Annotated in this window: 14 protein-coding genes; all 14 read right to left on the bottom strand. The window is 37.4% G+C overall.

Annotated features, from left to right (window positions below; translation table 11 throughout):
- Positions 1–214 precede the first annotated feature (214 nt).
- Complete coding sequence (locus tag P162_RS11255) at positions 215–535, bottom strand: four-helix bundle copper-binding protein (protein WP_028376588.1); 321 nt, start codon at positions 533–535, stop codon at positions 215–217.
- Positions 536–678: 143 nt separating this feature from the next.
- Complete coding sequence (locus P162_RS11250; protein ID WP_013073615.1) at positions 679–1,245, bottom strand: helix-turn-helix domain-containing protein; 567 nt, start codon at positions 1,243–1,245, stop codon at positions 679–681.
- A 12-nt stretch (positions 1,246–1,257) separates the two neighbouring features.
- Positions 1,258–1,434, bottom strand: a complete 177-nt coding sequence (locus tag P162_RS17720) for a hypothetical protein (RefSeq protein ID WP_013073616.1) — start codon at positions 1,432–1,434, stop codon at positions 1,258–1,260.
- 64 nt (positions 1,435–1,498) lie between these two features.
- On the bottom strand, positions 1,499–3,283 hold the full coding sequence (locus P162_RS11245) for an efflux RND transporter periplasmic adaptor subunit (protein WP_013073617.1): 1,785 nt from the start codon (positions 3,281–3,283) through the stop codon (positions 1,499–1,501).
- A 68-nt stretch (positions 3,284–3,351) separates the two neighbouring features.
- The gene (locus tag P162_RS11240; RefSeq protein ID WP_013073618.1) at positions 3,352–3,831 is read right to left on the bottom strand and encodes a DUF305 domain-containing protein; all 480 of its coding nucleotides are present in this window, start codon (positions 3,829–3,831) and stop codon (positions 3,352–3,354) included.
- Between the two features lie 17 nt (positions 3,832–3,848).
- Positions 3,849–4,562, bottom strand: a complete 714-nt coding sequence (locus P162_RS11235; protein WP_031427479.1) for a PepSY domain-containing protein — start codon at positions 4,560–4,562, stop codon at positions 3,849–3,851.
- 2 nt (positions 4,563–4,564) lie between these two features.
- On the bottom strand, positions 4,565–7,102 hold the full coding sequence (locus P162_RS11230) for a heavy metal translocating P-type ATPase (protein ID WP_028376591.1): 2,538 nt from the start codon (positions 7,100–7,102) through the stop codon (positions 4,565–4,567).
- A 14-nt stretch (positions 7,103–7,116) separates the two neighbouring features.
- A complete protein-coding gene (locus tag P162_RS11225; RefSeq protein WP_013073621.1) occupies positions 7,117–8,472 on the bottom strand; it encodes an APC family permease in 1,356 nt (451 codons plus the stop codon).
- 74 nt (positions 8,473–8,546) lie between these two features.
- The gene (locus P162_RS11220) at positions 8,547–8,840 is read right to left on the bottom strand and encodes a hypothetical protein (RefSeq protein ID WP_013073622.1); all 294 of its coding nucleotides are present in this window, start codon (positions 8,838–8,840) and stop codon (positions 8,547–8,549) included.
- 157 nt (positions 8,841–8,997) lie between these two features.
- Complete coding sequence (locus tag P162_RS11215) at positions 8,998–9,540, bottom strand: hypothetical protein (protein ID WP_013073623.1); 543 nt, start codon at positions 9,538–9,540, stop codon at positions 8,998–9,000.
- Positions 9,541–9,611: 71 nt separating this feature from the next.
- On the bottom strand, positions 9,612–10,856 hold the full coding sequence (locus P162_RS11210) for a hypothetical protein (RefSeq protein WP_013073624.1): 1,245 nt from the start codon (positions 10,854–10,856) through the stop codon (positions 9,612–9,614).
- 8 nt (positions 10,857–10,864) lie between these two features.
- Complete coding sequence (locus P162_RS11205; protein WP_013073625.1) at positions 10,865–11,347, bottom strand: YybH family protein; 483 nt, start codon at positions 11,345–11,347, stop codon at positions 10,865–10,867.
- 18 nt (positions 11,348–11,365) lie between these two features.
- Entirely contained in the window at positions 11,366–11,923 is a 558-nt protein-coding gene (locus P162_RS11200; RefSeq protein ID WP_013073626.1) for a potassium channel family protein, read from the bottom strand.
- Between the two features lie 257 nt (positions 11,924–12,180).
- Positions 12,181–12,777: a DUF4136 domain-containing protein gene (locus P162_RS11195; protein ID WP_013073627.1), complete on the bottom strand. Its 597-nt coding sequence runs from the start codon at positions 12,775–12,777 to the stop codon at positions 12,181–12,183.
- Between the last annotated feature and the right edge of the window lie 9 nt (positions 12,778–12,786).

The raw sequence follows: 12,786 nt of genomic DNA, 5'->3' as shown, positions 1-12,786 counted from the left end.
AGGATTTAAAGTTTTTAATATATTACGTTATATGCTGAATGAATTGTAGAATTTGCTTGTTAAGGGTCACCAATATGTAATTTTCCCAAGTTTCCGATACAAACAAGATAACTTATACCCGATTTTTTATAAAACAAAAGACTACAATGTGAGTTGTAGCCTTTCGGAATTTGAGGTTGTTGCACCTCACTATAATGAATTGAGATAAGTTGTATTATTTTAAATATTCGTTACAAGCTTCCTCACATTTTCTACAGGCATCTGCACATTCTTGACAGTGTTTGTGGTCGTGCTTGGCACATACATCAGCGCATTTTTTACAGATATCACGGCATTGTTCTACCATACCTCTAACATCTTTATAATTTGACGCAAGCAAATTTGCTGTTGCACTACAGATTGCAGCACAAGCCCTATCAGTTCTTATACAATCTACCATCATCTTGACGTTTTCTTCGCCAAGACAAGCATCTGCACAGTAATTACAATGTGCTACACAATTGTTTAAAGCTTCGATTAATTTTGAATTTTTCATAAATATATTAGAATTTAAATTGTTAAAAATAGTCCACTACTATAGCGGATATTACTAAAGACAATTTAATGTATGTAATATCGTTTTTTGTTATAAAATATGCCGAATGATTTGTAAAATTTTCGGATTAACAGAATTTAACATCATATTTTATCCAAATATTTACGATTCTGATTTGTGCTTTTTTTAAACTGTGTAGGTGTCATTCCTGTAACCTTTTTAAATTGATTGCTTAAGTATGCAACACTACTATAATGAAGTTTAAATGCTATTTCACTCAAGGTTAATTCATCGTAAACTATAAGTTCTTTAACACGTTCAATTTTCTGGTTTATGATGTACTGCTCGAACGTAATATTTTCTACCGACGAAAAAAGTGAACTTAAATATTTGTAGTCCAAGTGAAGTTCGCCTGTAACAATATCTGCCCATTTGAAATCGAGCTCCTCGGAAGAATGATGGATTTTATCTACAACCAATGTTTTCATTTGTTCAATAAGTTGACTTTTACGGTCGTCAATCAAACTAAAACCTGAATTTTGAAGCGCTTTGGAAAGACTATTTTTTGTGTTGGGACTTAACGATGAAACTAATTTAACCTCCCCCAATTTTATAGAAACATACAGTATTTTAAGTTGTTCCAAAATATTGGAAACTGCTGAGATACATCTTGGGCAGACCATATTTTTAATATGGATAGTCTCATTCATATAGTACTTGTTTCAAAATAATTTTAATCCAGATTTGTATAGAGAATAATAAACGGCAGCTGTTGCAGCAACTACAAAAATCAATACTATCACAACTAAAGCTATAATTTTATCTTTTTTTGGAATATCACTTTTAGGCTGATGTTTCTTTCTGTCATTTTTTCTTCTATTTCTTCTACTCTCACTCATCCTCGTTCTCCTTCAAAAAATCAAGATGACTAATTTAAACTACCCAATTAAGTATAGTTTTAAACTATTGTACGGTTTCTGTTACTTCACCACAGTTTAGCATTGCTTGTCCGTAGTAGGGATTTTGTATTTCTTTTTCCGTGCTCAACCAATATGCGCCTTCATTATTATTTGCCATTGGACAAAAATCTATGTAAATTTCTTGGTTGATGCCAAACGCTTTCATTGCATTTATGAGGTGTGCTGAAAGACTGATAAAATGATTTCTCTGGGTTTTAATATCGGATGTCTGGGCAATTTCATTTGAGGAAGCCTTCAATTCTTTTTCAAGTTGCGCCCAGTGGTTATTCGCATTTTTATCCTTTAGCAAAGCAAGGTCAACTTGTGTTAAACTTTTCTGTAAGGTCTGTGCGGCCGTTTTTGCTTTTTCACTTTGGTCGTTTGTCAATGCTGTTTTAAGCATAATATAATCATCAAAAACTGTTTTGAGCTGCTCTTGGAATTTGGAAGCTACATCCATACGCTTGGCGGCATCAACTGTGTTGTTTAAATTTTCCATTCCCAAATGCCCTTCGTGACCTGTCATTGTTTTACCACCTGATGCATTCATCATAGATTTTTTTCCTTGTAACTGTGCAGCGGCATCTACGGTAAATGTTCCGTTGGTTACCACTTCATCGCCGTTAGAAAGCCCTTCGATAATGGTATAGTTCTCACCATTTTTCGTTCCCAAAGTCACTTCTTGCATTTCAAAAACGGGTTCATTGGGATTGGTCTTTACGTACACCAATGAGCGCTCGCCTGTCCACATTACTGCCGTTGCAGGTATGCTTATCGCAATTTCCATAGTATTGCCTTTTGTCATTGCCACTTTTGCGGTTACGAACATTCCTGGTTTTAATAGATTTTCCTTATTGTTCAATGTGGCGCGCACTGAAACAGTTCTGGACTTTGTATTCAAAGTAGGGTCGATAAATGAAACTGATGCTTCAAATTCTTTATTGGGATAAGCGTTACTAGTGATTGTTACCTTTTGACCTTCCTTTAGTTGCGAGATTTGTCTTTCGTAGGCGTCAAACATTGCCCAAACAGTACCCAAATCACTTACTTTAACAATGGGCTGGCCTTGTTTTACATAGTCGCCTTCTTCTGCCATTTTTTGGGAAACGGTGCCTGAAACAGTTGCATAAATCGGAAAATTTTCCCGCACCTTGCCAGAACTTTCTATTTGGTCTATTTGGCTTTCAGAAAGTTTCCACAATTTTAATTTGTTTCGAACTGCTTTGTATAAACCTGGTTGTGATTCTTTCAGGTCAGAAGCAGTTAAAAGTTCTTGTTGGGCAGCAACGAGCGTTGGTGCATAAATCGTTGCCAACAACTGTCCTTTTCGTACTTCTTCGCCCGTGAAATTGACATTCAACTTTTCAATACGTCCTTCAAAATAGCTTGCCTGTACCGCATTGGCTTCTTCGTTGGCCATTATTTTTCCGGAAAGTGTTATTTTGTTATCGTCGGTTCCTGAAATATTTCCTACAATTGTAGTTTGGATATTCGCCAGTGCCATTGCATTGTCGCTCATTTTTATTTCGTTCATTGCAAGCCCTTCCGCACCAGTTTCGGCGGGAATTAAATCCATACCGCATATTGGGCAGTCGCCAGGTTCTGGTTGCATAATCTGTGGGTGCATTGAACAGGTCCACATTTGATGTTCTTCGGAGTGGTTAACGTCTTCGCTCAAATCTGTTACTTTCTTGCTGTTTACGGAACCTTCCGCAGAAGGGCCAAAAAAGACATAGCCCAAGACCAATCCTATGGCTAAAATTGCGGTATAAATGATGTATTTTTTCATAGTATATTTTTTTATTTCTTTATAAAACCCAACAGATTTTAAGACCAGTTAGGTTTTGGTAATTATTATTATTCTGCTTGCAAACGCTTTATCATTGCTTTCATTTCTCCAATTTCTTTACGTTGTGCTTTGATAATATCATCAGCCAGTTTGCGCACTTCAGGGTCTTTGATATCGGCTCTTTCACTTGTTAAAATTGCAATTGAGTGATGGGGAATCATTGCTTTCATCCACAGAATATCGCCAATGATTGGGCTTTGTGCCCTAACCAAACCAAGTGCGCCTAAAAATAGCACCAAGCTACCTAATAAAATAGCGATGTTCTTTTTCTTGTTTTGATACATTTTCCGCATAAAAAACCACATTATTACTGCCATTGCTGCAATACCCAAACAACTCATATAGAATCTGGTTAAACTAAAATATACGTGGTCTAACGCATAACTATTTAGATACATCGTGATGTACATTGCAATAAAAGATGCGACAAGCATCAAAATAAATTTTGTGTAATTGCCTTTGTTTGTGTGTTGATTTGAATTTTTCATTGTTTTAGAGTTTTTGGTTATGATTTAATTATTTTCTTTTTTAATTTTCTAATGGTTGGCGAGGAGGTGTACCACAGCAGGAATCCGCTTAACACCGTAATCAATCCCAAGAGCGAAAACGCCCTTAATACAATGGTATTGAAATTGTCGCGCGTGTCATAATCCATTGTGTGGGTCATCCATAAAAAGTCGAACCAACGCCACGCTCGATGCCTTACAGTCTGGAATTTTCCGTCTGTTACCGAAACATAAGCATTAAGAGCTTCATCGGTATCATATGAAATAACATAGGCTGGCAATAGCTTTTCCCGATATTCGTGATAGTCGTCCACTTCGGTTATTTTTTCGATGTTGGCGACTTTCAAACCATCTTTCATATAGTTTTTGGCAACAGACAAGGCCTCTTCTTCCGTAATATTTTTTTTTGCTTTCCCAGTTTTTGCACTGTACAATTTTTGATTGTTTATCCAGTAATAAGGCTCGTTGTTGATGTCCCTAATTTCGATACTTCCAATGCCTTCAGGATTGTTTATTTGTGAAGGACTTATTAAATCATCAAAGGCTTTGGGCACGTAATCTAAATTACAGAATTGGTCAGCGTGAATGTCGTCTATGTTTGTCCAACTGAAATACATTCCGCTAATGGTCCAAAACAGGAACTGTACCCCCAAAAAGAGCCCCAAATATCTGTGGGTCTTTCGTATTTTTAGTGCGGTTTTCCTTTTCACCATCTTTAAAGTTTTAACGAACGTAACCGCAAAGCGTTCATAATAACGGAAACTGAACTAAAGCTCATTGCCAAAGCCGCTATCATTGGTGATAATAACAACCCGAAAATAGGGAACAAAACACCTGCTGCGATTGGGATTCCTAAAATGTTATATCCTAAAGCCCAAAATAGGTTTTGCTTGATGTTACGCATTACACCGTCGCTCAATTCCCGTGCCTTGACAATACCGTGCAAATCGCCTTTTACCAAGGTTATCATTGCACTTTCAATGGCAACATCTGTTCCTGTTCCCATTGCGATACCAACATCACTTTTTGCCAAGGCTGGCGCATCATTGATGCCGTCGCCTGCCATTGCTACAACTTTTCCGCTGTTCTGTAATTTTTCTACTTCCTGAAGTTTGTTTTCGGGCAACATTCCTGCTTTAAAATCAGCAAGATTTAATTCTTTTGCGACCGCTTGGGCAGTATCGTGATTGTCGCCAGTAAGCATTATTACTGCGATACCTTTGTCTTGAAGTGCTTTGATCGCTTTGGCGCTGGTCGCCTTTATTTTGTCGCCAATGACAACATATCCCACAACTTTTGAATCGATGGATAGGTATGAAACTGTTTTTCCTTGCTTTTGAAAACTTTGTGCTTCGGTTTCCATTTCCGAAGTTAATTCAGCCTTGGCGTATGCCATCATTTTGGAATTCCCTAAATCCACTTTTTTCCCGTTGATGTTTCCTTCAACACCTTTTCCGGTAACTGCGCTAAACTTTTCAGCGCTCAAAAACTCAACATTCTTTTCTTTACCATATTTTACAGTTGCTTCGGCAAGCGGATGCTCGCTTTTGCTGTTTAGGGAAACGATGTATTGAAGCACTTCTTTTTCTGAAAAATTAGTTCCGAAGGCTCCGACTTTTTCAACCGTTGGTTTGCCTTCTGTTATGGTTCCTGTTTTATCGATAATAAGTGTATCCACCTTGTCCATTTTTTCCAAAGCTTCGGCATTTTTTATGAGCACACCATTTTGTGCGCCCTTACCAACACCGACCATAATGGACATTGGTGTTGCCAAGCCCAAGGCACAGGGACAGGCGATAATCAATACTGCAATTGCATTTACAAAGGCATAAACATAGACGGGTTCCGGACCAAAAATAGCCCAAACCACAAATGTGATAATGGAAATAAGGACAACTATGGGTACAAAATATCCCGAGACGGTATCCGCCAATTTTTGGATTGGTGCACGACTGCGACTGGCATTATTGACCATTTGGATAATTTGGGACAGTAGGGTATCTGCACCCACCTTTTCGGCTTTCATCAAAAAAGATTGGTTGCCGTTGATGGTGCCACTGGTAACTTTGTCATTTGCCGCTTTGTTTACGGGAATAGGTTCGCCTGTAATCATAGATTCATCGACCGTTGTACTACCTTCGGAAATCACGCCATCAACTGGAATTTTTTCGCCTGGTTTCACCCGTAGGATATCGCCCAATTTAATGCTATCAATCGTAACCTCTTCTTCCTTGCCATCTTTGACTAGTATGGCCTTGTTTGGCGCGAGCTTTAGCAATTCCTTTATTGCTGAATTGGTTTTGCCGTGGGCACGTGCTTCCAAAACCTGACCCAAGAGCACCAAGGTCAAAATAATAGTGGATACTTCATAATATACGTGAACGGCACCAGATTCTGTTTTGAACTGTGCCGGGAAAAAATCGGGAAAAAGCATACCGAATACGCTGAATAACCACGCTGCGCCAGCACCAATGCCGATTAGGGTAAACATATTGAGGTTCCAGGTTTTGATGCTTTTATAGGCACGTTCAAAGAACATCCACGTAGCATAAAACACCACAGGAATTGAAAGTGCAAGCTGAATCCAGTTCCAGTTTTTTTGCTTCATTACCGTATATAACGGATTATTCGGAATCATATCGCTCATTGCGATTAAGAAAATAGGTAAGGTAAAGGCGACTGCAATCCAGAATTTCTTGAGTAATTTGTTATAGGTCTTTTCTTCGGCTGAACTATCTGCTTCCATTGGGACTAAGTCCATCCCACAGATTGGGCAGGCTCCAGGTTCATCTTTTACAATTTCCGGGTGCATTGGGCAAGTCCATTGTTCAGAAGTTTTTGCAGATAAATTTTGCTCTTCAACTAAATCCATTCCGCAGACAGGACAGTCTCCAGTTTTTTCATATGTTTTGTCTCCCTCACAATGCATCGGACAGTAAAAAGTGCCAGTTCCTTTACCTTTAGGTTTTTCATTTTTTGCTTTCGTACTTCGACTACGCTCAGCATCAACTCCGGCGGTATCGTTTTGATGATGTCGCTCTCCAGATTTGTGGATAGAATAAGTACCACCTTCTTTTTTAAGGGCATCTTGGAATTTCTCAATAGGAATATGTGATTCCATTTCAATGGTAGCTTCAGCTTTTGCTAAATTCACAGTAGCCTTTGAGACACCTTTCACTTTGGAAAGTGTTCCTTCTACGTGATTTCGACAACCATTGCAGGTCATTCCGTGTATTTTATAGGTGTGTTTCATAGTATCTGTTATTTTTACATTTTCATTTGTTCTTTTTCACTGTTTTCCATTCCCATATTCATATTTCCGTCTTTATCTGTATGCGATTTCATAAAAATAAATTGAGAAAGAAAAATGAGGGCAATACCAATTGCAGCAACTATTAGTACAAATGGGTCGTTTACATATTTTAAATAGATAAATGCTGCCAAAATAACAACATCCAACAGTATGGCAATTATTGGAATAATCGGGTTGAATTTTACTTCCTTTTTCAAATATTTAAAAAGTCCCCAATGAATAGCAATGTCCATTATCAAATAGAAAATAGCACCAATGGAAGCTATGCGAGTTAAATCGAACAAAACAGTCAAAAGTATCGCTAAAGAAACAGTAAAAATCAGCGAAGGATTTTTAAGTTGCTTCATTCTGTTCATATCAGGAACTTGTTTCATATTGCTTAACATACCCAACATTCGCGAGGCAGAATATACGCTGGCAATTACACCGGAAACTGTTGCAACAATGGCTAGTAAAATAGTTAGCGTTGAACCCCATTCGCCAAATAGAGGTTTTGCTGCTGCTGCGAGAGCATAATCTTTTGCTATTATAATTTCTTCAATACTCAATCCGCCAGCAACCGATAATGCCAAAACAACATAGATAACCGTACAAACGATTATTGATATAATTATGGAACGCCCTACATTTTTATGAGGATTTTTTATATCGCCACCTTGATTGGTAATGGTCGTAAATCCTTTGTATGCAAGGATAGACAAGGCCAATGCGGCAATAAATCCAAAACCTTCAGGCAGGGATTGGCCATTGGCAGCACTATAAGTACCTGTGATTGTGGGTAAACCAGAAATAACCAATCCTGATATAGCAAGAACTGCAATACCCACTACTTTAATAATTGCAGTAATGGTAGCGGTAGTCTCAATAATCTTGTTACCCGAAATATTGATGATATATGCAGCAACAATAAGCAATACACCCAATGCAGATGCATAACCTTCATATCCTTGCGGAAACAGTCGTAACGCATACGCCCCAAAAGTACCTGCCACTAAACTTTCTGAGACAACCATTGATACATACATCAGCAAAGAAAATGAACCAGCAAGTGTACCTGGTAAATAGGCCTTTGTCAAAAATTTAGCAACACCTCCAGAAGAAGGATAGGCGTTTGAAAATTTAACATACGAATAGGAGCTAAAGCCTACTACAACTGCGCCTGCGATAAAAGCAATAGGAAATAAATCGCCGACTAATTCGGCTATCTGCCCCATTAAAACAAAAATACCTGCACCAATCATTACGCCTGTACCTAAAGATACAGAGCCTAATAATGAGAGCTTTTGGGTATTTATTTTTAATGGTTTCATCTCGAAATTTCTATTTAATCTGATTACAATATTGGTTGCGGGTCACTTTTTATATGTTATATATATGTTTCAAATTACCTTAATTTTTTTCGGATTGCCTCAGAAATATTTTCAGAGTAAACCCCATAAGCATCCACCAATAAGCCTTTTATTCCATTTTTGGAAGAAATGGCATATAGTACACTATTGTCATCTGTGCTACTCATTCCTTCAAAACGATGCATCTCGTCCACCTCAAAATCTTCTGGATGGAATTTCAACTTTAGAGCATTACATTCCAGATGTTTCTCTTTCAAATTGAAATCAACAGTGTAGCCTTTAGCCTGTAAATGAGCCATAGTTTCAGAAAGTGTATCGTAGCTTTTCATATTATAATAGTGCCCGACTTGGGAAGGAGTTTTAACTAATCAACAATGAAAAATTTTCCATTCCCTTCCCACATCAGGACTTATTTTATGTTCTCTTGGCCTGTTTTAAATATCATAAATACTCTTATCATTCTTTTTGAATATAGAAAACACATAGTTATTCCAATTTCAGCACCAATTGTGCAAATTGCACATTTATTGTTTTATCCAAACCTTGCATTAAAGAATCTAACCCCGTATCTGAAACCAAAACCTGTCCCGTTGCACTTATCAGACAAGACATATTTATGCCCTGTTCTATATGGGTAATGGTTGCTTTAAACTGTGATTTATAGGTTTCCCCTTGATATAAAACATCAACCAGCCAATTAAAATTGATAGGGTCGTGCCGTTTTGATAAAAAATCAACGGATGGAATAGTACCTGTAAACCGAAGAATTGCAGGTGCTTCCCCTTCTTGTATAATGGCATTTAATTCAGGAAGGTCTGTTACTAAAGTTTTAAGGTCTAGAACACCATTTACTACTTTAGAATTGTAATCAAGATATAGTGCCAGACTATGGCTTTCTGCCTTGATAGTCTTACCGTCCACCAAAGTCATCATCTCAATATGGCCATCATCGGTTCTATATATTTTTTGAGCCGAAACCTCGAAATATGTTATTAAAAGAACTGCGAACATCAATAGTTTAGTTTTCATAATGTTTATTGTTGCTAATTGTTTTCTATATAAAGTAAGTATAACCATAATCCGCAATTGCCAATTTCAAATCAAACTGATTTTGCTATTTTTTCCATAATTGTAAGGTCTGTACCAAATTTGCAAATCGCATCGCAATGCATCCTCAATTCAGAAAACAAAATATACTTTATATGCATCTTGGAATTTTTGATTACAGGTCGATTCAATTGATGTATGACGTCTTTTTCACGATGGTTTGGAATGATGATATAAAAAACCTCATCGCCATCGGAAATGCTGAAATATAAATCGGACAGTCTTAAAATTCCTGAATAGATACTGGTGCTTTTTTCAACCTCAAAAGCGGCTACTATATTATTGGTTCCCTTTTCAAACCAAAGCACATCAATGAGTTTAATGGTGGTTTGGGTTTCCTTATCGCAAGGAAGCGCTGGAAATGTTTTCATTGAAATGAACGAAAAACTTTGACCGCCAAAAGATTTACTTTTATCGTTGCTGGCAGGTGTAACGTCAAAACCAAGTGAAATGCCGATTTTCAATAAATGGTATTGCATTTCGTCGTGAAGTTTCTCTTCCTGCTTTTCTTCCTGAATTTCCCTTTGCCGTTTTACGATGTTTTTTTCAAATTTGACCCGTTCGGCCTCACTTAAATATTCGTCGTTACCTATGAGCATTTTTTGGGTGCCAATCTCGAAACACAATCCTGCAATTGCGCCTAAATCGTTTGACAGTTCCGTTTTGTTTTTAGTATTGGTTTCTATCAAGATTTCCCTGATTTTCAGATACTCCGTCCAACTTCCCAATTTCTTTTTATCCTTGAACAGAAAATTAAACCCATTTAGTATGGCCGTATTAAATGGTGGAAACCAAGTGGGATGCAAAAAATATAAAATACTTGCTACCGCTGGGCCGAGGCCTTTTACTTTGAGTGCATCCAACTTTACGATTTCCCTTACGACCTGTTCTTCCGTTTTGGCATTAATACAGTTTTCCAAAAATTGACCAAAAGCTATTTTATTGTCCTGATTTTCATAGATATCAGGAATGCGCAGTTTCGGCTTCCAATAAAAAGGATGCGCCACACCCGCAAAAACTTGCTTTTGCTCTGCAATGCTGCCCAACACAAATTCCAGACTGCTTTCCTTAAAATCGTTTGGGAAGGTTTTGTTTTTAATGTCCTCAATCACCTGCAAAACGCCTCTACGGATGGTTCTAAACGCCTTCAATCTCTGGTCATTGTCAACAAACCAAGTATTGTAAACACTTTCCGAGTCGGTTTTATATTGATGGATTATTTGAGGAAAATTGCTCATTGTTGCTGTTATTTCGTGTTTCTTGAAGAGGTATGTGTTTTGATGATTTTCCATTCGCCACCCATCTTTTTTAGGATAGACGTTGCCACGCCTTTTTTGCGAATCGTTCGTGTTTCACCTTTTTCATTTGGGTTAAGCACTATGGTATAAATGTAGGTTTCAGTAGTAAAAGCATAGGGCGCATCTACTTTGGCATCGATTTCATAATCAGAAAAGGTAAAACTTTTAAATTCGCCTAATTCTGGTCCAAGATGATGCTCAATGTAATGTGCATACGTGCCTTCGACTCCACCGGATTCAAATACTTCAGAATCTTCTGCAAATAAATTGAACGTGCCTTCAGTTGTCAAATTTTGAATGGCATCCTTGTAGGTTTTCATCACAGCAATAACCGCTTCCGTATCCGTCTTTGCTTTTGTTTCCTGTGCGTTGGATAAGCTGAAAGTAGCAATGAGAATTGTTACGAGTGCAATTGTTTTAATTGTTTTCATAATTTTAGTTTTTAAAGGTTATTTATTATCAACGTGTATTCTATTAATATTTGCAATGCCAAAGACAAGTACCAAAAAGCTCAAGAAAATTTCCATCATTACCAGCGTTTTTCCCGCAATTGAAATTGGTACAATATCGCCATATCCAACCGAGGAAAAAGTTATCAAGCTGAAATAGATAAATTCAAAAAATTGCAAGAAGAATGAACCATTGAGCGAAGTACTCTCTTTGAAATTTTCAGAATTCAAAATATATAACGCGTGATAATCAGTCGTGAATGAAAAAACAATCAAAACAATCAACACCGCAAATAAAGTTAGGACGTGCGCAAGCTGATGGCTTTCGCCTATTATTTTAGCCAATTGTATGAACGTAAGCCGAACGATAAAAATGGTCTTGATTAGAGCCAAAGCCACAATTAAAATAGGTCGCCATAGGCCATTATCATCTGCTTGTGCCCAAAATATATAACTCAGTGATATAGCGATAACCGCCGTTGCGGTAAGCAATACTTTTTTAAAGAGCTGTCCATAAAACCCATTGCCGTTTGATATATCATTTATAGTTTCTTTCACTATTGATTTTTTTAATACATTAATATTAGTTATATCATTGCAACACCAATAAATAAGTATTGATGCCTTGAAAGGATAGATGAAACTCTAGTGGCCACTCCATAAAAATATACATCCTGAAAATCCAGTATTTACAATAAGATTTTCTTTCACAAAATTTCTAGTGCCTAACAAGGGGGGACTAAAACCAACCATCAACATTGACCCTTCCCTAATTAGGGCTTTTTTTCTTGATATCTTTTTATATCATTTTAAGCTCAGTTTTTTACAGTATTCCCATATTGATATTTTGCAAATATTTTTGCCACCGCCTCCTTAATTTCCTTTTGCTTGTCGGTGGTATTTGCGTGCAGCACATCTGGCGCAAATCCTTGCCAGACTAATTGACGGCGTTTCATATCTATAAGTTCTATGACAACGCCACCTTCTTTGTGTTCTTGAGATGATTGGTAACCGCCATAATATCCATAACCGTAAGACCCGAAATGACCATAACCGTGACCATAAGAAGGAAAATAAGGGTAGCCACCACCTGTGTTTATATCTCTTGTCTGTACAACGATACGGGAATCTACCAATAAATCAGGATTGCTCTTATTCAAGACGTAGCCTTTATTTTCCATTTGTTCCTGAATGGCGCCTTTTAACCGTTTCTTTATCAATGTGTTGAAAAATAACGGTTCGTTTTCCTTGTCGCTGTCCATTTGAAAATCATCGGACCAGTAAAAGGTTTTGTAGGTTCCAAACTGTGCTTCTTGGTCATAATCGGTAACGATGGCCGAAGAAGTGACCGAACAACTTACTGCGGTAATGCTTATTAAAAGGCAGACTGCCAATTTTATTAATGTTCTCATAATCCATTT

It is taken from the genome of Flavimarina sp. Hel_I_48 (assembly GCF_000733945.1).
Taxonomy (GTDB): Bacteria; Bacteroidota; Bacteroidia; order Flavobacteriales; family Flavobacteriaceae; genus Leeuwenhoekiella.
Note: the sequence above shows the minus strand (reverse complement) of the source record. Positions and strands in the feature narration are given on the sequence as shown.

Bases quoted from the DNA above. Each gene is read 5' to 3' on its own strand.
- P162_RS11255 (WP_028376588.1), bottom strand. From the start codon at position 535: ATGAAAAATTCAAAATTAATCGAAGCTTTAAACAATTGTGTAGCACAT.
- P162_RS11250 (WP_013073615.1), bottom strand. From the start codon at position 1,245: ATGAATGAGACTATCCATATTAAAAATATGGTCTGCCCAAGATGTATC.
- P162_RS17720 (WP_013073616.1), bottom strand. From the start codon at position 1,434: ATGAGTGAGAGTAGAAGAAATAGAAGAAAAAATGACAGAAAGAAACAT.
- P162_RS11245 (WP_013073617.1), bottom strand. From the start codon at position 3,283: ATGAAAAAATACATCATTTATACCGCAATTTTAGCCATAGGATTGGTC.
- P162_RS11240 (WP_013073618.1), bottom strand. From the start codon at position 3,831: ATGAAAAATTCAAATCAACACACAAACAAAGGCAATTACACAAAATTT.
- P162_RS11235 (WP_031427479.1), bottom strand. From the start codon at position 4,562: ATGGTGAAAAGGAAAACCGCACTAAAAATACGAAAGACCCACAGATAT.
- P162_RS11230 (WP_028376591.1), bottom strand. From the start codon at position 7,102: ATGAAACACACCTATAAAATACACGGAATGACCTGCAATGGTTGTCGA.
- P162_RS11225 (WP_013073621.1), bottom strand. From the start codon at position 8,472: ATGAAACCATTAAAAATAAATACCCAAAAGCTCTCATTATTAGGCTCT.
- P162_RS11220 (WP_013073622.1), bottom strand. From the start codon at position 8,840: ATGAAAAGCTACGATACACTTTCTGAAACTATGGCTCATTTACAGGCT.
- P162_RS11215 (WP_013073623.1), bottom strand. From the start codon at position 9,540: ATGAAAACTAAACTATTGATGTTCGCAGTTCTTTTAATAACATATTTC.
- P162_RS11210 (WP_013073624.1), bottom strand. From the start codon at position 10,856: ATGAGCAATTTTCCTCAAATAATCCATCAATATAAAACCGACTCGGAA.
- P162_RS11205 (WP_013073625.1), bottom strand. From the start codon at position 11,347: ATGAAAACAATTAAAACAATTGCACTCGTAACAATTCTCATTGCTACT.
- P162_RS11195 (WP_013073627.1), bottom strand. From the start codon at position 12,777: ATGAGAACATTAATAAAATTGGCAGTCTGCCTTTTAATAAGCATTACC.